Origin of the sequence: Methylotuvimicrobium alcaliphilum 20Z (assembly GCF_000968535.2) — a bacterium.
In the GTDB taxonomy this organism is placed as follows: Bacteria; Pseudomonadota; Gammaproteobacteria; order Methylococcales; family Methylomonadaceae; genus Methylotuvimicrobium; species Methylotuvimicrobium alcaliphilum.
This window is the reverse complement of record NC_016112.1, coordinates 2,864,337-2,884,628: the sequence shown is the minus strand read 5'-3', so window position 1 is coordinate 2,884,628 and position 20,292 is coordinate 2,864,337. Positions and strand designations below refer to the sequence as shown.

At 49.1% G+C, this 20,292-nt stretch carries 20 protein-coding genes; 19 read left to right on the top strand and 1 reads right to left on the bottom strand.

Translation table 11 applies throughout. The features are described from left to right. The first annotated feature begins 8 nt into the window (after window positions 1–8). The 12 genes from MEALZ_RS23460 to hemN all read left to right on the top strand — a co-directional run bounded on the left by MEALZ_RS23460 (window position 9) and on the right by hemN (window position 10,636). Entirely contained in the window at window positions 9–368 is a 360-nt protein-coding gene (locus MEALZ_RS23460; protein WP_014148967.1) for a Thivi_2564 family membrane protein, read from the top strand. A 1,015-nt stretch (window positions 369–1,383) separates the two neighbouring features. Further along, window positions 1,384–2,001 (top strand): cytochrome c biogenesis heme-transporting ATPase CcmA, encoded by a 618-nt coding sequence (gene ccmA / locus MEALZ_RS12295; protein ID WP_014148966.1) that lies wholly within the window; start codon window positions 1,384–1,386, stop codon window positions 1,999–2,001. After that, a complete protein-coding gene (gene ccmB / locus MEALZ_RS12290; RefSeq protein ID WP_014148965.1) occupies window positions 2,001–2,678 on the top strand; it encodes a heme exporter protein CcmB in 678 nt (225 codons plus the stop codon). Before ccmA ends, ccmB begins: the two co-directional genes overlap by 1 nt. 124 nt (window positions 2,679–2,802) lie before the next feature. Then, window positions 2,803–3,555, top strand: a complete 753-nt coding sequence (locus MEALZ_RS12285; protein WP_014148964.1) for a heme ABC transporter permease — start codon at window positions 2,803–2,805, stop codon at window positions 3,553–3,555. Continuing rightward, window positions 3,552–3,719 (top strand): heme exporter protein CcmD, encoded by a 168-nt coding sequence (gene ccmD, locus MEALZ_RS12280; RefSeq protein ID WP_014148963.1) that lies wholly within the window; start codon window positions 3,552–3,554, stop codon window positions 3,717–3,719. Before MEALZ_RS12285 ends, ccmD begins: the two co-directional genes overlap by 4 nt. Then, on the top strand, window positions 3,716–4,165 hold the full coding sequence (gene ccmE, locus MEALZ_RS12275) for a cytochrome c maturation protein CcmE (protein WP_014148962.1): 450 nt from the start codon (window positions 3,716–3,718) through the stop codon (window positions 4,163–4,165). The genes ccmD and ccmE overlap by 4 nt, the downstream gene beginning before the upstream one ends. Continuing rightward, the gene (locus tag MEALZ_RS12270) at window positions 4,162–6,120 is read left to right on the top strand and encodes a heme lyase CcmF/NrfE family subunit (RefSeq protein ID WP_014148961.1); all 1,959 of its coding nucleotides are present in this window, start codon (window positions 4,162–4,164) and stop codon (window positions 6,118–6,120) included. The genes ccmE and MEALZ_RS12270 overlap by 4 nt, the downstream gene beginning before the upstream one ends. Continuing rightward, window positions 6,113–6,640, top strand: coding sequence for a DsbE family thiol:disulfide interchange protein (locus MEALZ_RS12265; protein WP_014148960.1), 528 nt, complete (start codon window positions 6,113–6,115; stop codon window positions 6,638–6,640). Before MEALZ_RS12270 ends, MEALZ_RS12265 begins: the two co-directional genes overlap by 8 nt. Before the next feature lie 89 nt (window positions 6,641–6,729). Further along, a complete protein-coding gene (locus tag MEALZ_RS12260; RefSeq protein WP_162472953.1) occupies window positions 6,730–7,491 on the top strand; it encodes a hypothetical protein in 762 nt (253 codons plus the stop codon). A gap of 66 nt (window positions 7,492–7,557) precedes the next feature. Then, window positions 7,558–8,058: a cytochrome c-type biogenesis protein gene (locus MEALZ_RS12255; protein WP_014148958.1), complete on the top strand. Its 501-nt coding sequence runs from the start codon at window positions 7,558–7,560 to the stop codon at window positions 8,056–8,058. Beyond that, a complete protein-coding gene (gene ccmI, locus MEALZ_RS12250; RefSeq protein ID WP_014148957.1) occupies window positions 8,055–9,260 on the top strand; it encodes a c-type cytochrome biogenesis protein CcmI in 1,206 nt (401 codons plus the stop codon). Before MEALZ_RS12255 ends, ccmI begins: the two co-directional genes overlap by 4 nt. Continuing rightward, on the top strand, window positions 9,260–10,636 hold the full coding sequence (gene hemN, locus MEALZ_RS12245) for an oxygen-independent coproporphyrinogen III oxidase (protein ID WP_014148956.1): 1,377 nt from the start codon (window positions 9,260–9,262) through the stop codon (window positions 10,634–10,636). The genes ccmI and hemN overlap by 1 nt, the downstream gene beginning before the upstream one ends. Before the next feature lie 99 nt (window positions 10,637–10,735). Here hemN and MEALZ_RS12240 read toward each other — a convergent pair whose 3' ends face one another. Continuing rightward, a complete protein-coding gene (locus MEALZ_RS12240; RefSeq protein ID WP_014148955.1) occupies window positions 10,736–10,942 on the bottom strand; it encodes a hypothetical protein in 207 nt (68 codons plus the stop codon). A 415-nt stretch (window positions 10,943–11,357) separates the two neighbouring features. Between MEALZ_RS12240 and gyrA the strand changes: the two genes are divergently transcribed. From gyrA to cmk, 7 genes are all read left to right on the top strand, one after another. Continuing rightward, the gene (gene gyrA, locus MEALZ_RS12230) at window positions 11,358–13,979 is read left to right on the top strand and encodes a DNA gyrase subunit A (protein ID WP_014148954.1); all 2,622 of its coding nucleotides are present in this window, start codon (window positions 11,358–11,360) and stop codon (window positions 13,977–13,979) included. Beyond that, a complete protein-coding gene (gene serC, locus MEALZ_RS12225; protein WP_014148953.1) occupies window positions 13,979–15,061 on the top strand; it encodes a 3-phosphoserine/phosphohydroxythreonine transaminase in 1,083 nt (360 codons plus the stop codon). Before gyrA ends, serC begins: the two co-directional genes overlap by 1 nt. 10 nt (window positions 15,062–15,071) lie before the next feature. Continuing rightward, on the top strand, window positions 15,072–16,157 hold the full coding sequence (pheA, locus tag MEALZ_RS12220; protein ID WP_014148952.1) for a prephenate dehydratase: 1,086 nt from the start codon (window positions 15,072–15,074) through the stop codon (window positions 16,155–16,157). Window positions 16,158–16,264: 107 nt separating this feature from the next. Next, window positions 16,265–17,377, top strand: coding sequence for a histidinol-phosphate transaminase (gene hisC, locus MEALZ_RS12215; protein WP_014148951.1), 1,113 nt, complete (start codon window positions 16,265–16,267; stop codon window positions 17,375–17,377). Then, window positions 17,370–18,245 carry a prephenate dehydrogenase gene (locus tag MEALZ_RS12210; RefSeq protein WP_014148950.1) on the top strand — a complete coding sequence of 292 codons (876 nt, stop codon included), beginning with the start codon at window positions 17,370–17,372 and terminating at the stop codon, window positions 18,243–18,245. The genes hisC and MEALZ_RS12210 overlap by 8 nt, the downstream gene beginning before the upstream one ends. A gap of 1 nt (window position 18,246) precedes the next feature. Further along, window positions 18,247–19,566, top strand: coding sequence for a 3-phosphoshikimate 1-carboxyvinyltransferase (aroA, locus tag MEALZ_RS12205; RefSeq protein ID WP_014148949.1), 1,320 nt, complete (start codon window positions 18,247–18,249; stop codon window positions 19,564–19,566). After that, complete coding sequence (gene cmk / locus MEALZ_RS12200) at window positions 19,566–20,222, top strand: (d)CMP kinase (protein WP_014148948.1); 657 nt, start codon at window positions 19,566–19,568, stop codon at window positions 20,220–20,222. The genes aroA and cmk overlap by 1 nt, the downstream gene beginning before the upstream one ends. The last annotated feature ends 70 nt before the right edge of the window (window positions 20,223–20,292 follow it).

Below are 20,292 nucleotides of genomic sequence, written 5' to 3'. Positions count from 1 at the left end.
GAAAAACAATGGACATTATTTCATTAGTGGTCGTTCTTATCGTCGTCGGCGTGCTTTTATGGTTAGTCAACAGGTATTTGCCGATGGAGCGCCGTATCAAGGAAATACTGAACATCGTGGTGCTCATCGCGGTAGTATTGTGGTTGCTGAGCATATTCGGTATTTTGGGTATGTTCCCTAGGGCATTGGTTTCGGTAGTGATCGCCTTGGTTGTCGTCGGCTTGTTGTTGTGGCTGGTCAATAGTTATATTCCGATGGACGGGCGTATCAAGCAGATATTGAACATTGTGGTGATCATCGCCGTGATTTTGTGGCTGCTGAGTGTGTTCGGCGTTTTGAGCGGGCTCCCGCGTATGCGCATGGGGTAATCCGTAGCTGTGTTTAGCACTTACTCCCTTTTTGATCGAAAAACCGTCTAAGAATAAAAGGTATGGGATGTGTCTATCGAGGACCGCCCGTTCACCCAGCACCTAAATTCCATAGTCCATTGGCTATGGTTAACTATCTTGGATAATTTAGGTGCTGGGTTCACGGCATCTATGGGCAGTGCCTTGGTTTTGCAAAGAGCTAAGTTTGGGATCATGATAGCGTAAAAATCATAGAGGGCGATTTTATTCGCCCTTTATCATTTTCGTAACAAAGAAAACGAAGCGCTTGATTTATGCCGGGGTTTTGCCTAATCTAGGCCGGCTATAAAGTCGTTGCTATTCATCGCGCATTCCAATTTCGGTATTAATAGTTGATGTGCCGGCTAGTTGTAATTATTCACATGTCCCTATCGTTCCCACGCTCCAGCGTGGGAATGAAGACCGAGACGCTCTAGCGTCTCGTACCGCTGGAGCGGTACTCAGGCGTTCCCACGCAGAGCGTGGGAACGATAATTGCCGAGGGACTGAATAGTTACGGCTAGTTTGGTCGATTTTTGCTCTAATTAAATCTACATGCCCGCAATCCTTGTTTTAGGGTTTTATGATCAAGGGTTTAGATGAAAGTCTAAGCTCTTTTTTATTGTTTGAGGCTTACTCGAGTTGGTGGATTTTGGGTATAACGGGCTTGGTTTTATCCGGCTCAAGTTTTTTCCTGATTAGCAAGATGCTTCAGCTTGTCGGAGCCAAGTGCCCGAGCGGGCTAGTCGTAACCGCAGCGACTTCTGCGGGACGGGTTATTTAACCCGTCCCCAACTTTTCGGTTTGCCCTAAACATTTCGGCTGACTTCGGCCAAAGTCGAAACGTTTAGGACGGGGTTGCAAACCCCGTCCTGCCAGGGATATCCTGGTTTTTGGGCTTTAGCTGAAGAAACTTGCTAATCAGGAGTTTTTTTGATTGTCGCGAAATGCGACACGATGAGAAGGTTTTTCGATATCATTTTTTTTTAAATTTAGGATGGAACGTTTGTTATCTCTGGAAGTTAAAAACTTATGCTGCATTCGCGACGATAGAGTGTTGTTCGATAATTTGTCGTTTAATGTTTCTTCCGGGCAAGCGTTATTGCTGGAAGGGCAAAACGGTTCGGGCAAAAGCTCTTTATTGAAGATTTTATGCGGTTTTCGGGAGCCGGATGCCGGAGAGGTTTTGTGGTGCGGTGTAGAAATTAATAACGGTACTTTCTTTGAACAGATGGCCTATGTCGGTCATTTGGACGGTGTCAAAAAGGAATTGACCGTTCTGGAAAATCTCAAGATTGCCACGGCTCTGGGTAAGCCCGGCTATTATTCGATCGAGGAAACACTGGAGAAGGTCTATTTATCCGGTTACGACGATGTGCTGGTGCAATCTTTGTCGGCCGGGCAAAAACGCCGTTTGTCGCTAGCTCGTTTATTGATTACCGACAATAAATTATGGATTCTCGACGAGCCTTTCACCTCTTTGGATAAAGAGGGTATAGCCATTTTCGAGGCGCTGATGGTCGACCATATTGCCAGAGAAGGCATGGTCGTTTTGACCTCGCATCACGATATCACGCTGCACGGCATCGACGTGCAAACAATCAGGTTAGCTTAATGACATTGTCGAACGCATTTACCGCCATCATTCGACGCGATTTGGTCCTGGCTTATCGGCGGCGTGCCGAAGTCGCCAATCCGCTGTTATTTTTTGTCTTAGTCATTACCTTGTTTCCGTTGGGGCTAGGTGCGCAAACTAAGTTATTGCAAGCGATGGCCCCGGGAATCATTTGGATTGCCGCGCTATTGGCCGCGATGCTATCGCTGGATTCATTGTTTCGGTCGGATTTCGACGATGGCTCGCTGGAACAGTTTATCTTGAGCCCGCATCCGCTTTCGGTGCTGATTTTGGCTAAGATCGTCGCGCATTGGTTGGTGACGGGCTTGCCTTTATTGTTGATCTCACCCTTATTGGCAATATTTTTGGGCATGCCCGAACAGTCCTTGCCTGTGCTGCTGTGGACCTTGTTGCTTGGTACGCCGGTATTGAGTTTGATCGGTTCGATCGGTGTCGCGCTGACGGTGGGTTTACGACGAGGCGGGATGATCTTGGCGTTGTTGGTTTTGCCGTTGTACATTCCGGTGCTGATCTTTGCCGGCAATGCCGTCGAAATGGCGGGTAGCGGTTTGCCGGTCGGCGCGCAACTCAATATTCTGGCGGCGATTTTATTCGCGGCCTTGGTGCTGGCGCCGTTACCGGCCGCCGCCGCATTAAAAATGAGTATGAATGGATAATTTTTCGTAAAATAGCGTCCTATTCATCCATGCGGGCATATTCGAATGCCCGGTCTTCTAAATTTACTATTCGATATTGAATCAATTTTGCTCATTATCGTAGATCACTTTATAAGCTTATCGCATGTTTTTGATTCCTGATTCCGTAGGCCGTTTTTTCCATCGCATGGCCTCGCCACCGCATTTTTATGCGTTTACCGGCCGATTATTGCCTTGGTTGACGGCGATTTTTATTATTTTGACCGCCGTAGGTCTATATGGCGGCTTGTTTTTGGCGCCCGCCGATTATCAGCAGGGCGATAGCTACCGGATTATTTATATCCATGTGCCGAGCGCCTGGATGTCATTGTTCATCTATGTCGTGATGGCGGTTGCCGGCGCCATCGGACTGGTTTGGCGTATCAAATTGGCCGAAATCGTCATGATCAGCAGCGCCTCGGTCGGCGCCGGTTTTACTTTTATCGCCCTATTAACGGGCTCTCTATGGGGTAAGCCGATGTGGGGGACCTGGTGGGTTTGGGATGCACGTTTGACTTCGGAATTGATTCTGCTGTTTCTGTATCTGGGCGTCATCGCATTGTACGGAGCGATCGACGACAAACGAACAGCTTCGAGAGCGGTGGCAATTCTGGCGATTGTCGGTGTAGTCAATATTCCGATCATTCATTATTCGGTCGAGTGGTGGAATACCTTGCATCAAGGCCCGACCGTGTCGAAGATCGATAAACCGTCGATTCATGTCAGCATGTTGATTCCCTTGTTGACGATGGCGGTCGCCTTCAAATTTTATTATCTAGTTGCGATGTTGCAGCGCGCGCGGACCGAATTGATTCAGCGCGAACGAAACAGTCAATGGGTTAAAGGCTTAATAGAATGAATTGGCAAGAATTTTTTGCAATGGGCGGTTACGCCTTTTATGTTTGGACTTCTTATGGGGTGACTTTACTCGTGTTGCTTGCGATTGCGGTTTTGCCCGTTATTCAACGTAAACTTTTTTTAAAAGAGTTGGCTCATAAAATGAAACGGATGAAAAAATCATGAAACCGATTCGTAGACAACGACTTATTTTAATTGGATTGATGCTGGCCGGTATGGGGCTTGCCGTCGCCTTTGCACTGAAATCGTTCAATGAAAATTTGATGTATTTTTTCTCGACGACCGAAGTCGTAGAAGGCAAGGCGCCGGAAAACGCTTTGTTTCGAATTGGCGGTATGGTCGTCGACGGCAGTGTCGATCGCCCGGCGGAGAGTTTGCTTGTGCGCTTTAAGTTGACCGATTTCAATAAAGAAGTAACCGTGGAATATACCGGCATTTTGCCGGATTTGTTTAGGGAAGGGCAAGGCATCGTCGCAAAAGGTCGTTTGTCCGAAAACGGTGTGTTCGTTGCCGAGGAAGTCTTGGCCAAACATGACGAAAATTATATGCCGCCCGAAGTCGCAGATAGCCTGAAAAAACAACCGGAGCCTCCGGCAGAGGGTGGTATATGATTCCTGAGCTGGGGCATTTTTCCTTAATACTGGCTTTGTGCATGGCCGTGATGTTGGGTATTGTCCCTATCGTCGGTAGTTTTCGTGCGATTCCTGGATGGATTGCCGTGGCGCGTCCCGCCGCGTTCGGGCAATTGTTCTTTGTCGGCTTGTCTTATTTGTGTCTGACGTATGCGTTTTTGACGCATGATTTTTCGGTCGCCTATGTCGCGAACAATTCGAATACTCATTTGCCGGTACTATATTTAGTCTCCGGCGTATGGGGCGCGCATGAAGGCTCATTGTTACTTTGGGCCTTGAGTTTGACGATCTGGACCGGTTTGGTTGCGCAGTTTAGCCGCAGTATTCCGGACGCGACGATTGCACGGGTTCTCGGTGTGATGGGCTTGGTAAGTATCGGTTTTCTACTGTTCTTGTTGCTGACCTCGAATCCGTTCGAGCGCATGATTCCGGCGCCGCCTGAAGGCCGCGATTTGAATCCTCTGTTGCAAGACCCTGGGCTCGCGATTCATCCGCCGATGTTATACATGGGTTATGTCGGCTTTTCGGTCGCGTTTGCGTTCTCGATCGCGGCCTTGCTCGAAGGTCGTTTGGACAGCGCCTGGGCACGTTGGTCCAGACCTTGGACCAATATCGCCTGGATGTTTCTGACTTTGGGCATCACGCTGGGCAGTTGGTGGGCTTATTACGAATTAGGCTGGGGCGGCTGGTGGTTTTGGGACCCGGTCGAGAACGCTTCGTTTATGCCTTGGCTGGTCGGCACGGCGTTGATTCATTCATTGGCAGCCAGTGAAAAACGCGGTGTGTTCAAGACTTGGACCGTGCTGTTGGCGATTTTCGCGTTTTCGTTAAGTCTGCTGGGGACTTTTTTGGTCCGTTCCGGCGTATTGACCTCGGTGCATGCCTTTGCCAGCGATCCGGCCCGCGGTTTGTTCATTTTGATTTTTTTGGCTATTGTCGTCGGCGGATCTTTATTGCTCTATGCGATTAGAGCGCCGGCGGTTAAAAGCAGCGCCAGTTTCGAAATGATTTCGAAAGAATCCGCATTACTGTTGAATAACGTGCTGCTGGTCGTGACGGCGGCCAGCATTTTGGTCGGCACCTTGTATCCTTTGTTTATCGATGCCTTGGGCATGGGCAAGATTTCGGTCGGTCCCCCTTATTTCAATGCGATTTTTATTCCTTTGATGGCACCGCTTGCCGTGGTCTCGGGTATCGGCGTTTTGCTGCGCTGGAAAAAAGACCAGTTCAATGCGCTCGCGCTACGAATCCGGTGGCTGATGCTGGGCTGCCTGGTGCTCGGCGCGGCATTGCCGTTGTTGATGCCCTTTTATTCGTGGGCTGCCGCGATCGGTTTGACGTTGGCGCTATGGACGACGGCGCTGACCGGACTGGCCTTTTCGGAGCGTTTAGGGCATAAAATGCCTGATTTTACAGCCTTGCTGAAAGTGCCGAGAGCCTTTTACGGCATGACCTTGGCGCATTTGGGTATTGCGGTCTTCATCGTCGGGATTACCTTGACCTCGGTTTATAGCATCGAAAAAGACGTTAGAATGGCCCCCGGCGACAAGCTAGAAATGTCCGGTTATGTGTTCGAATTTCATGGTATCGATGTAGTCGATGGGCCGAATTATCGGGCGCAACAAGGCCACTTGACGGTCAGTTACGATGATAAGACGGTGGCTAAACTCGAACCTCAAAAAAGAATTTATCGCGTGCAACAAATGCCGATGACCGAGGCCGCGATCGATGCCGGTCTGTTTCGCGATCTTTTTGTCGCGATCGGCGAACCGTTGGGCGATTCGGGCGCATGGAGTATGCGCGTTTATTATAAAGCCTTTATACGGTGGATATGGATCGGCGGTGTTTTCATGGCATTGGGCGGTCTCTGGGCTGTCTGCGACAGACGTTATCGAATAGGCAATAAAAAACAGCGAGTCAGCAAAAATGCTTAAATTTTTGACGCCACTTTTAATTTTTGCAGTACTGGCGATTTTTTTGGCGATCGGTTTGAATCTCAATCCGCGTGAAATTCCGTCGCCCTTCATCGATAAGCCGGCTCCGCCTTTTACGCTACAGACTTTGGATGATCCCACTCGTACCTTGAGTACGGCGGATTTGAAGGGGCAAGTTTGGTTGCTGAATGTTTGGGCTTCCTGGTGTGTGTCGTGCCGTGCCGAACATCCGGTGCTTAATCGGTTGGCGGAGCAAAAATTGGCTGTTATTATTGGCCTCAACTACAAGGATGAACCGGAAGATGCGAAAAACTGGCTGGCCAAATTGGGTAATCCCTATGACGTCAGTGTTTTAGACATGGAAGGCTTGACTGGAATCGATTGGGGAGTCTATGGTGTTCCGGAAACGTTTGTAATCGATAAGCAGGGCGTAGTTCGTTACAAGCATACAGGGCCCGTGACTGACAAAGATATTGAAACGACATTCTTACCGCTGTTGAATACTTTGCTGTCTGAATAAATTCCTAGAAATGGTACGGTTATGTGACGAAGTTATTTCTGCTTTTTTTGTTGAGCGCTTATAGTCTGTTCGCTACCGCGGCTAGCATTATGCTTGAGGTTCAAGGTGGTGCGAGCAATCTCGATACAATCGAATCCGAAAGTCGGTTTGGTAATGGCGCCGAACTTGAAGAAAGGTCTCTTGTTGCCGATGCCTTAAGGCAAATACAAAAAAAATCCGAATTGTCTTCCCGTGAAACGGGCGATCGGCAGCAATTGGCACCCCAAAAAAAGCAAGGTGATTTTGGCGCTAAATCCTCTACTCTTAAAGCCGTCGAAGCCGAAACCCCTCTGTATTTCAACCCGTTTGCCGAGACTGAAGTTTCGCCGTATATTTTTAAACAGTCCGCTTCCGATCATCAATCCGGTTTTAATCCTTTACTTGTATCGAAAGAGTTTATTATGAGCCTGGAAATTATCGATGATGAGCTTGTTACTGATGAAGCCTTACGAGAAATGGTCGACGATACGGTCGCTATGGCACTTCATGTTAACGAGGCCTGGAATACATTGAATGAAAAGGTCACGCATAAAGTTTACCAAGGAGTCAGTTATCTCGGTTTTGATAATCAATTTTCTGAGGGTAATTCTCAAGCTAATAACCATGCTGTCGAATTCAAAAAACTGGCCGCGCAATATGCCGACTCGGAGATCAATAATCGCCGCTATGATACCGAGCCGGAAGGCCTTTTTGCATATTTCATCAATTTACCCAAATTATTGACCGTTTCTAATTTGCTATTCATGCTGGGTTTTCTATTCGTCATGAACGGAATTTATCGGGTCATGCGTTTTTTTCTATTGCGGATATAGCCTAAGGTGTTTCCTTGATCCAAACCTCTCTCGAAGGGCAAAGTAGGCGCTTATTCAGGTTAATTCATGCACGTTACTAATCATCCGATCAATGCAATTATGCGTATTTTATTTTTAGCCTTTTTTTTATTATGGGTCGTTCAGGCCAATGCTGCGGCCGTCGAGGTCAAAAATTTCGATACTCCCGAGCAGGAACGCGTTTACAACTCGCTGATTTCCGAGTTACGTTGTCTGGTTTGTCAAAACCAGACTATTGCCGATTCGAACGCCGATTTGGCGAAGGATTTGCGTGCCCAAGTCTACAAAATGCTGCAACAAGGCAAATCAAGACAGGAGATTGTCGATTTTATGACTCAGCGTTATGGCGATTTCGTATTGTACAATCCTCCGATGAAGGCTAAGACCAGTTTATTATGGTTGGCGCCGTTATTGTTTTTAGTGATTGGTTTATTGGTGGCTTGGAGTGTCGTGCGTAAAAAACGTTTGGCGACTCGTTCCGAGTCTGCGCATGATTCCGCGCAATCGGAAGAAATTCGCCGCTTATTGGAACAAGGAGATGATCGGTGACGACAGGATTTTGGCTGACCGCAAGCGTTTTGATTGCGATAGCGTTTGCGTTTTTATTGCCGCCGCTATGGCGTCGACCGGGCTCAATAGACATCGAAACTGAGCGTTTCAATGTCGATATCGCTAAGCAGCGTCTGTTGGATTTAAAAGAACAGCGCTCGGCCGGAACGATTACGGCTGATGAATACGAAGACTTATACCAAGAATTGCAATCGGTGCTGGCCGATGATTTGCAAACTGAGTCGGTTTCGCGGCAATCGGAATCTTCCGGTCGGTGGTTGATCGTTCTGGCATTGATTGTTATTCCGTTGGTTTCGGTGACTTTGTACCGCACTTTAGGTAACGCCGATGCGTTGTTGCCGGAAGCGGACAGAACCGCTCAGCAGATCGATGAAATCAATGCGATGGTTTCAGGATTGGCGCAGCGTTTGCAAAGCCAACCCGACGATGCGGAAGGTTGGTTGATGCTTGGGCGTTCTTACAAATATATGAACCGCTATGCCGAATCGGCGCAAGCCTTTTCGGAGGCATATCGTCTGTTGGGTGATAGAGCCGATGTGCTGCTTCAGTACGCCGACGCGTTGGCGATGGCTAATGATGGTCGGTTGGCCGGGAAACCGGCGGAATTTGTTGCGAAGGCACTTAAATTGGCACCGGATGATTCGACGGCATTGTGGTTGTCGGGCATGGCTAAAGCCGAAGCGGGTAAATATGACGAAGCCTTACGGCATTGGCAAAAATTAGCCGCGCAAATGCCGAAAGGCTCCGAGCCATACCGTGAGGTTCAGGGTTTGATTGCGCAAGTCATGGAGAGGCTAGGTACGGCGCCTGTCGAGCAGCAGCCGGCAGCTATTGTGAAAGGCCTTAAAGTCAATGTAGCTATCTCCGACGAATTGCAAGGCGTTGTTTCCGCCACCGATACTGTATTTGTTTATGCTCAGGCATTACAGGGCCCACCGATGCCGCTAGCGATCGTTAAGATGCAAGTGGCTGATTTACCGGTAACAGTTGTGTTGAGCGACGAGCAGGCGATGATGCCGGCGATGAAGTTGTCTAACTTCGATCGCGTTAAAATTAGTGCCCGGATTTCGATGTCGGGCCAGGCAGAGTCACGTCCAGGCGATTGGATCGGTATCGTGGAGAGCGTTGCACCGGCTGAAACAGAGGGCGTTACTATAACGATCGATCAAAAGGTTCAATAATGGATCAGTCCTTAACGTTCGATCTCGATCTCATCCATCGTTACGATCAGGCCGGGCCTCGATATACGTCTTATCCGACTGCGTTGGAATTACACGAGAATTTCGGCGAAGCGGATTATTTACGTCATATCGAGCAATCGAATAGGCTTGGAGGGCCGTTATCGCTTTATTTTCACATTCCGTTTTGCGATACGGTCTGTTACTACTGCGCGTGCAATAAGATCGTGACCAAAAATCGCGCGCATGCCGAGCCGTATTTGAACGATCTTTGTCGCGAAATCGAAATGCAGGGCGCTTTGTTCGATCGAGGCCGTGTCGTCGATCAATTGCATTGGGGAGGCGGAACGCCGACTTTCTTAAGTGAGAGCCAAATGCGGCGGCTGATGGTGTCGACTCGTCGGCATTTCAATCTGCGCGAGGATGACGAAGGACAGTACTCGATCGAAGTCGATCCTAGAGAAACCGACGATCGGACAATAGCCGTGCTGCGGGAATTGGGTTTTAACCGGATTAGCTTGGGTTTGCAGGATTTTGAACCCGATGTGCAAAAAGCGGTCAATCGCATTCAAACCGAACAGGAAACTTTTGCGGTATTGGAGGCGGCGCGCAACGAAGGTTTTCGTTCGACCAGTATCGATTTGATTTACGGATTGCCGCTACAGACCGTCGAGTCGTTTTCGCGAACATTGGAAAAGATCCTTCAGGTCTCTCCCGAGCGGTTTTCGGTCTTTAATTATGCGCATTTGCCGCAACGCTTCAAAACTCAGCGCCAGATCGATGATGCCGACATACCGGTTCCGGAAGTCAAGTTGGCGATTTTGCAAATGGTGATTCAGCGCTTGACCGAAGCCGGTTATGTTTATATCGGCATGGATCATTTCGCAAAACCGAATGACGAATTGGCGGTTGCTCAGCGCGAAGGGAAGCTGTACCGAAATTTTCAGGGCTATTCGACACACTCCGAATGCGATTTGATTGGCTTGGGGATTACTTCAATCGGTCGAGTGGGCGATGCCTACATTCAAAATGTAAAAAATCTTGACACTTATCGGCAAACGATAGAGCAGGGACGTTTGCCGGTGTTCAAAGGGTTTGAATTGAGCTGGGACGATAAGCTAAGGCGAGCGGTCATCAGCGGGTTAATCTGTCACTTCGAGCTTAAATTCAGAGAGCTCGAGCGCGAGTTCTCAATCGATTTCAAGACATACTTCGAGCAGGAATTGATTGAGTTGCAGAAAATGGCCGAAGACGGACTTTTGACGATCGATACCGACCAAATTTTAGTGCGACCGGCTGGGCGTTTGCTGATCCGTAATATCTGTATGGTATTTGATCGTTATCTTACTGAAAAGCAACAGTTTTCCAAAGTTATTTAAAATCCGTTAGACATGGGATTTGCGTTTTTTGCAAATCCGTGTCTAAGAAATCCAGAAAAACCGATTATAGCGTTCTTCGTTTCCTGTTTTTGGTTGCAATTAAACCAAAACGGTTTTTACGTATTGCTTCGTGAATGCCCTTAGCGGCTCTCTGTGTTGTAAATATTGTCTGAATAAGCTGTTGATCGCAAGCGGTGTTAGATAGGCATAAACACCAACGCCGGTTTGCGCAATAAATTCAGCGCTTAGCATTTCGATGAATGCGGACTGTGCTTGGCTTGTGATTTCTATAGTTTGATTTTCCATTGTCGTCACCTCTGATCAATGTTGTTTCATAATAAATGAAGCAATATCAAGGCCCATCTAATCAAAATAAGTATTTTCAATGATTTAGTCATATGTTATTAAAGAGCGTATTAGGCTTTTGTAAAAAAAAGTGACAGAAACGGCAGGTCTGTGACGCTTTTGTGTCAAAAATGGCGTTTGTGCTGAACGTTTTGCAGTCTTGCGCCATTTGTTGCGCTAGCCCTATTTGAGAAGCTTTGATAAAGTTGTAAGCTCTTCGACTCTCGTTCGACATTTTGTTATAATCACCCGGTTTTGGTATCTCGTGTAATTCCATTGGATGTAAGGGTTTTTTAAGTCTTTTCGGAATTATCCCATTGAAGGAAACCGTTTGCCGATTTAGGTAACGGGCTTTATTTTTGTAAAAAACGGATCAATGTCGGACTTTGCTAAAGAAATTATTCCTGTCAATCTCGAAGACGAGATGAAACAGTCCTATCTCGACTATGCCATGAGCGTCATAGTCGGCCGCGCGCTCCCCGATGTTCGGGACGGCCTAAAACCGGTGCATCGCCGCGTTCTCTATGCAATGAGCGAACTCGGCAATGATTGGAACAAAGCTTATAAAAAATCAGCGCGTGTAGTCGGTGACGTTATCGGTAAATATCACCCTCATGGCGATACCGCGGTTTACGACACGATCGTTAGGATGGCGCAGCCTTTTTCACTGCGTTACATGCTGATTGACGGGCAAGGCAATTTCGGGTCGGTCGACGGTGATTCTCCGGCGGCGATGAGGTACACCGAAGTTCGCATGGCCAAGATTGCGCATGAATTATTGGCCGATATCGATAAAGAAACCGTCGATTTCATAGCGAATTACGACGAATCCGAATCCGAACCCAAAGTCTTGCCGACTCGGGTACCGACGCTTCTAATCAACGGGTCGTCCGGTATCGCAGTCGGCATGGCAACCAATATCCCGCCGCATAACCTAACCGAAGTCGTCAGTGCCTGTCTTGCACAAATTGAAAATCCTGAAATTACGATTAGCGAGTTGATGCAATTTATTCCGGGGCCCGATTTTCCGACGGCGGCAACGATCAACGGAGCGGCTGGGATTCGTAGCGCCTATGCCACGGGTCGAGGCAAGGTCTATTTACGCGCTCGCTGTCATTTCGAGGAAATCGGCGAGAGCGGCCGTTATGCGATCATTACGACCGAGTTGCCGTATCAGGTCAATAAGGCCAGGCTGTTGGAAAAAATTGCCGAAATGGTTAAGGAAGCCAAGCTGGAAGGGATCTCCGGTCTGCGCGACGAATCCGACAAGGATGGTATGCGTATGGTTATCGAACTTCGGCGCGGCGAAGTTCCCGAAGTGATACTGAATAATTTGTACAAGCAAACGCAAATGCAGACGGTATTCGGTATCAATATGGTTGCGCTTTTAGGCGGTCGTCCTCATTGCATGAATCTAAAAGAGATTCTCACGGCCTTTATCGATCACCGCCGGGAAATCGTTACGCGCAGAACGGTTTATAATTTACGCAAGGCGCGGGATAGGGCTCATATATTGGAAGGCTTGGCGATCGCTTTGGCCAATATTGACGAAATGATCGCATTGATTAAATCGGCTAAAGACTCGGCCGAAGCGAAGGCCGGACTCTTGTCTAGGACTTGGGAAGCCGGCTTGGTCAATGCCTTGCTCGATCATGCCGATGCCGACCGGTCTAGGCCCGAAGATTTAACGCCCGAATTTGGCTTGGTCGACGGGTACTACCGATTGTCCGAAACGCAAGCAAGCGCGATTTTAGATTTGCGCCTGCACCGTCTGACCGGCCTTGAACAGGAAAAAATTGTCAATGAATATAGGGATTTACTTAAACTCATCGACGAATATCTAGAGATTCTAGGCAGCGATGTTCGGTTGATGGAGGTTATCAAGGAAGAGCTTGAAGCGATTAAAGCCGAATACGGCGACGAGCGGCGCACAGAGATTTTGCAGGATCACCTTGATCTGACCGACGAGGATTTGATTACCGAGGAAGATATGGTCGTGACCGTATCGCACGAAGGTTATGTCAAAGCACAGCCGCTCGACGACTATAAGGCGCAACGGCGAGGCGGTCGTGGCAAATCGGCGACGGCAACGAAGGAAACCGACTTTATCGACAAATTGATCGTTGCGAATACGCACGATACGATTCTCTGTTTCTCGTCGCTAGGCAAGGTCTATTGGCTTAAGGTTTATCAATTGCCGGTCGCGAGCCGCGCTTCGCGGGGCAAGCCTTTCGTCAATTTACTGCCGCTGGAAGCCGGGGAAAATATTAACGCCTTGCTGCCGGTAAGAGAGTTCAGTGCCGATAAGTTCATTTTCATGGCAACCGCGAACGGCACCGTTAAAAAAACGCCGCTCCCCGAATTCGAGCGTCAGCGCACCAACGGTAAAATCGCGATCGATTTGCGTGAAGAGGATGCCTTAGTCGGTGTGGCCGTGACCGACGGTCAGCAAAATATCTTATTATTCTCGACCGACGGCAAGGCGGTTTGTTTCAACGAAGAGGACGTCCGCTCAATGGGCCGGACTGCGGCGGGTGTGCGCGGCATTAGACTGCAGCCGGGACAAAAAGTTATTTCGCTGATCGTATCGGCTGAAGGCACTGTATTGACGATCACCGAAAACGGCTACGGTAAACGGACGCATTTGAAAGAATTCGTGCGCAAAGGCCGGGGCGGGCAGGGCGTGATTTCGATACAAACGTCCGAGCGTAACGGTAATGTCGTTGGGGCGGTATTGGTGTCCGAGCGTGATGAAATCATGCTGATTACCAACGGCGGTACCTTGGTTAGGACCCGCGTCGATGAAATATCGATCGTCGGCCGGAATACGCAAGGCGTTACGGTTATTCGTCTCGACAAAAACGAAAAAGTGGTTGGGGTCGATCGAATAGAAGGTTTGGCCGAAGACGAGGACGCAGTAATGGACGCGGATTCCGATTTAGGTGGGGAAGTCGATAATGAAACAGAGATAGAACAGGACTCGGGAGAACAAGAATAATGGCCAGAATATATAACTTCAGCGCTGGACCATCGGCATTACCCGAGGCGGTGCTTCGGCAGGCGCGCGATGAAATGCTTGAATGGCAGGCTAGCGGCATGTCGGTGATGGAAATGAGTCATCGAGGCAAGCATTTTTCGAATATTGCCGAACAATTGGAAGTCGATTTGCGCGAATTGATGGCGATTCCCGATAATTATAAGGTCTTGTTTTTACAAGGCGGCGCGACCGGGCAGTTTTCATTTATTCCTTTGAATCTATTGCGCGGCAAGACCAAAGCTTGCTATATCAATACCGGAGCCTGGTCCGAGAAAGCGATCAAGGATGGCGGACGGTTCTGCGAGGTCGTCGTCTCGGCTAGTTCGGAGTCGGAAAAATTTACAACGATTCCTGCTGTTGCCGAGTGGCAAATTGAACCTGATGCGGCGTATTTGCACTACACCTCCAACGAAACGATACATGGCGTTGAATTTCCGTTTATTCCGGATGCGCAAGGATTACCGTTGGTGTCCGATATGTCGTCGAATATTTTGTCGCGCAAAGTCGACGTAAGCCAATTCGGCTTGATCTATGCCGGAACCCAGAAAAATATGGGACCTGCCGGGGTTACCGTCGTGATCGTGCGCGATGATTTGATCGGTGAGACCGACTCCCGCTTGCCCGATGTATTCAATTACGCGGTACAGGCCAAGAATCAATCGATGCTGAATACGCCGGCGACTTACAATTGGTATTTGGTCGGTTTGGTGTTGAAATGGCTCAAATCGGCTGGTGGCGTCGGGGCGATAGAAGCCGTCAATATCAGAAAAGCGGCAAGTTTGTACGACGCAATAGATCGTTCTTCGTTATATAGCAATCCTGTGCAAACCGAATTTCGCTCGCGAATGAACGTGCCTTTCATCTTATCCGATGCATCGCTCGATAAAGAATTTTTAAGCCAAGCCGAAGCCAATGGATTCGCCGAATTAAAGGGGCATCGTTCCGTAGGCGGTATGCGTGCGAGTATTTATAATGCAATGCCCGAGGAAGGCGTTAAAGCGTTAATTGAATTCATGGCCGAATTCGAAAGAACCCGAGCCTGAGTACCGCAACATGACTTCAATTACTCCTCTTGCCGATTTAAGGGCGCGAATCGATGCGATCGACGAACAGATTCTGCAGTTGATCAATCAACGCGCGTCTTGTGCCATCGAGGTGGCTAAAACCAAGATGGCGGAAGGCGAGTCGGGATGTTTTTACCGACCGGATAGGGAATCATTGGTATTAAGACGGGTTAAGGCGCTCAATCAAGGTCCGCTTGCCGATGAAACCGCGATGCGTTTTTTTAGAGAGTTGATGTCGGCTTGCTTGGCGCTTGAAAAGCCATTGGATGTCGCGTTTTTGGGACCGGAAGGAACGTTTACTCAACAGGCAGCGATCAAGCATTTCGGGCATGCGGTCAATGCAGTGCCCGCTATGACGATCGCGGAAATATTCAATGCGGTCGAAAACGAGCATTGCCAGTTCGGAGTAGTCCCGGTCGAAAATTCGACAGAAGGGGTGGTCAATCATACCCTGGATCGATTCGTGAGTTCGCCGCTGAAGATCTGCGGCGAGGTTGAATTACGGGTTCATCATAATCTCATCGGCAATGCCGGGAGTCTTGCGGATATCGCGGAAGTTTTTTCGCACCAGCAATCCTTGGCGCAGTGCCGTCAATGGTTGGATCTGCACTTGCCCGATGCGAAACGCACCGCTGTCAACAGTAACGGCGAGGCGGCTCGCTTGGCTGCCGGTTCCAAAGATAAGGCGGCGATAGCCGGAAAATTCGCTGCCGAACTTTACGGGCTCTCGGTCATCGAGCGCAACATCGAGGACGAGTCGAATAATACCACTCGATTCATCATTATCGGTCGCCAGATTTCAGGTCCGACCGGTAAGGATAAAACCTCGCTGTTGGTGTCGACCGGCAATCAGCCGGGCGCGCTTTATCGAGTCTTGGAGCCGTTCGCGCATCACGGTATCGGCATGATGCATATCGAATCGAGGCCGTCGCGTCAAGGTCTGTGGGATTATGTGTTCTTTATTGACATCGAGGGTCATGCCGAGGACGAAAATGTCGCGGCGGCGTTAAAAATGCTGGGCGCCCGAGTCAGTATGTTGAATATATTAGGATCGTACCCGAAGGCGGTTCTATAAAAAATGAAACGCGTAAATTGCGTAAACGCCGGAACGTCGAAGCTTCTTGATAATCGGCTTAATCAGCGTCATTCGTGTGCCGATAACGTTTAAAATCATATTTATTAATGAACATAACCGACAATTTTTATTCCTTGGCCACGCCTGGCGTGCAGCGACTTGTTCCTTATACGCCCGGTAAACCGATCGAAGAGCTCGAACGCGAATTAGGTCTAAGCGATATCGTTAAATTGGCATCGAATGAAAACCCGCTAGGGCCGAGTCCAATGGCTTTGGCGGCGATAAATGCGACCTTGCCGGATTTGGCGCGTTATCCCGATGGTAACGGTTTCAAGTTGAAACGCGCGTTAGCCGAAAAATTTAGCGTCGAAATGTCGCAAATTACATTGGGTAACGGTTCAAATGAAATTCTGGAGTTACTGGCCAGAGCTTTTTTAACATCGACTCATGAAGTGATTTTTTCGCAGCACGCATTCGCGGTTTATCCGATTGTGACGCAGGCCGTCGGTGCTACCGGCGTCGTTATTCCGGCGCGCGCATACGGCCATGATCTCGATGCGATGTTGGCGGCTGTCAATGATAAAACCCGGCTTGTTTTTATTGCGAATCCGAATAATCCGACCGGCACCCTGTTGGCGTCCGATGAGCTGCGCCGATTTATTGCGGCATTGCCGAGTCATGTGCTTTGCGTCTTGGACGAAGCTTATTACGAATTCATCGACCCGAAAAGTCGTGCCGATTCAATCGCTTGGTTGGTTGATCATCCCAATTTGATCGTGACCCGGACTTTTTCCAAAGCCTACGGATTGGCGGGCCTGCGTGTCGGTTACAGTTTTTCCAATCCGGGGATTGCCGATTTTCTGAATCGAGTACGCCAGCCCTTCAATAATAACATGCTCGCATTGGCGGCGGCTGAAGCGGCGCTTGCAGATCATGAGCATTTGCAACGTACGATAGCGATCAACAACGATGGCATGCAGCAGTTAATCGATGGATTCCGTCAGCTCGAACTGGAATGGATTCCGTCGGCCGGCAATTTTGTATCGGTCGATGTCAAACGCTCGGGAGAGGCTGTTTATCAGGCTTTGTTGCAAAAAGGCGTCATTGTACGACCGGTCGCGAATTATGAAATGCCCGACTATTTACGCATTAGTATCGGTACGCCCGCCGAAAATAGCCGTTGTCTCGAGGCGTTAAAGGCTGTGCTTGCCGATGTTTAACAAGCTGTGTCTAATTGGCGTCGGGCTGATCGGCGGCTCGATAGCTCGTGCCGCGCGTGATCGCGGCTTATGTACGACTATTGTCGCTTACGGTCGTGAAATAGATCTCGATAATCTGAAAGAAGCTCGGCGACTGGGTGTCATCGACGAGTATTTTATAAACCTCGAAGCGGCCGTGCAGGGTGCCGATTGCATTATTATCGCGACGCCTGTTGGCGCAATCGAAAAGGTACTTGGCGAGTTGAAGCCTTATTGGTCCGAGCAAGCCGTTTATTCCGATGTCGGCAGTACCAAGGGCAATGTCGTCGATGCCGCTAGACGAGTATTCGGTTACCTGCCGAGTAATTTTGTTCCGGCCCATCCGATTGCCGGAGCCGAACAAAGCGGTGTAACGGCTTCGGTGAACGGTTTATTCGATGATAAGCGGCTGATTATCACGCCGGTTGAGCAAACCGATCCCAAGGCGACGGCAACAATGCAGCAGTTTTGGCAGCAGTTGGGCGCGATCGTGTCGATCATGGAAGTCGATCATCATGATGCGGTGCTAGCCGCGACCAGTCATTTGCCGCATTTACTGGCTTTTGTGCTGGTCGATCTACTCGGGCGTAAGGACGAGCAAGTCGAAATATTTAAATACGCAGCCGGTGGTTTTAAGGATTTTACGCGCATCGCTTCAAGCGATCCGACCATGTGGTTGGATATTTGTTTGGCTAATAAGCAAAAATTAATACCGCTGATTCAACAGCTAAAGCAAGAACTGGATACGATGGAACTGGCCCTCGAAAACGACGATAGCCAGCAGATTTTTCAAACCTTCACATACGCGGGTCAAGCCCGGCAGCGTTTTCTCGATCAATTGATAAATTAAAATGGCTAAAACGATAACTTTCACTGTACAACCCGGCGGTTCATTAAATGGGCAGGCAAGAGTCCCTGGCGACAAGTCGATTTCTCACCGTTCTATCATGCTCGGTTCCCTGGCCGATGGCGTCACGCATGTCAAAGGCTTTCTCGAAGCCGAAGACGCATTGGCGACGTTGCAGGCATTTAAAGACATGGGTGTCGTTATCGAAGGGCCGAAAAATGGCGAATTAACGATTCATGGGGTCGGCAAACACGGTTTGAAGGCGCCGCAAAAACCATTGTATCTAGGCAACTCGGGCACATCGATGCGCTTACTGTCCGGGTTGTTGGCGGGGCAGGCTTTCGACTCGATATTGACTGGCGACAAATCCTTGTCCGGGAGGCCGATGAAACGGGTTACCGATCCGTTGGCGCAAATGGGTGCTGTAATTGAAACGACGGAAAAGGGCACGGCACCGCTGCATATTAAAGGGCAAGACGGCAAACTTAAAGGTATCGATTATCAAATGCCAATGGCCAGCGCTCAAGTCAAGTCATGTTTGTTATTGGCCGGAATGTATGCAGAAGGGGCGACCCGCGTTACCGAGCCGGCGCCGACACGCGATCATACCGAACGGATGCTGAGCGGTTTTTCGTATCCGGTCGAAAAGGAAGGGGCCAAGGTGACGATTACTGCCGAAGGCAGACTTACGGCGGCCGATATCGATGTGCCCAGCGATATTTCTTCGGCGGCGTTTTTTTTGGTCGGAGCATCCATTGCGCCAGGTTCCGATATCGTGCTGAATCATGTGGGTATCAATCCTACTCGTACCGGTGTGATCGATATTCTGCGACTGATGGGTGCAAATATCGAAATATTGAACGAGCGTATCGTCGGTGGAGAACCGGTAGCCGATCTGCATGTTAAATCGGCACCATTGAAAGGCATCGATATTCCTGAGGAATTGGTTCCGCTGGCGATCGATGAATTTCCGGTATTGTTTGTTGCTGCGGCTTGCGCCGAAGGACAAACCCGCTTGACCGGCGCCGAAGAGCTCAGAGTCAAGGAATCCGACCGTATTCAAGTCATGGCCGATGGCTTACAAATTTTGGGAGTCGATGCTCAGTCGACGCCGGACGGCATGATCATTCAAGGCGGAAAAATCGGTTCGGGTTCGGTCGAGTCGCATGGCGACCATCGTATCGCGATGGCTTTTTCAATCGCCGGGCTCAGAGCCGACGGAAAAATCGTCATCAATGATTGCGAAAATGTCAATACATCCTTTCCGGAGTTCATAGAGATTGCTCCGGCTTTGGGTTTAAAATTGCAGTCCGAGCAAGGCTAATGTCGGTTCCGGTATTGACAATCGACGGTCCGTCCGGCGCCGGTAAAGGCACGGTCAGTCGAGCAATTGCGAGAAAACTGGGCTGGCACTATTTGGACAGCGGTTCGATCTATCGATCATTGGCTATTGCTGCCATTGCAGAAGGAGTCGACTTGAGCGACGAGACGGTCGTTGCGGAAGTTGCCAAAGCGATGGTATTGGAGTTCGAATGCGCCGAGGAATTAACCGTTAAGCTTGATGGTAAGGATATAACCGGTCAATTGGGTCTTGAAAGTACAGGCAATGCAGCCTCAATGGTTGCTGCTTTGCCTGAAGTCAGAAAGGTTCTACTGCAAAAACAAAAGGATTTTAGAAGGCCGCCCGGCTTAGTTGCAGACGGTCGGGACATGGGTACCGTCGTATTTCCTGATGCTCAAAATAAGGTGTTTTTAACGGCTAGTGCTGAGGAAAGAGCAATGCGCCGATATAAACAGTTGAAAGAAAAAGGAATTGATGCTAATCTTTCGTCTATTACTCAAGAGATTGAAGAGCGTGATCGCCGCGATCAACAGCGCAAAGCCGCGCCGTTGATGCAGGCGGATGATGCTGTTTTTATCGATTCTTCCGATATGTCTATCGAGACGGTCATTGAGCAGATAATAAATTTGATTCGCTGAGTAGTAGTATTTACATACGCCGCAAGCAGTATTAAGCGGCTTTTTTTTTAACCTTGATAACTTATATGAA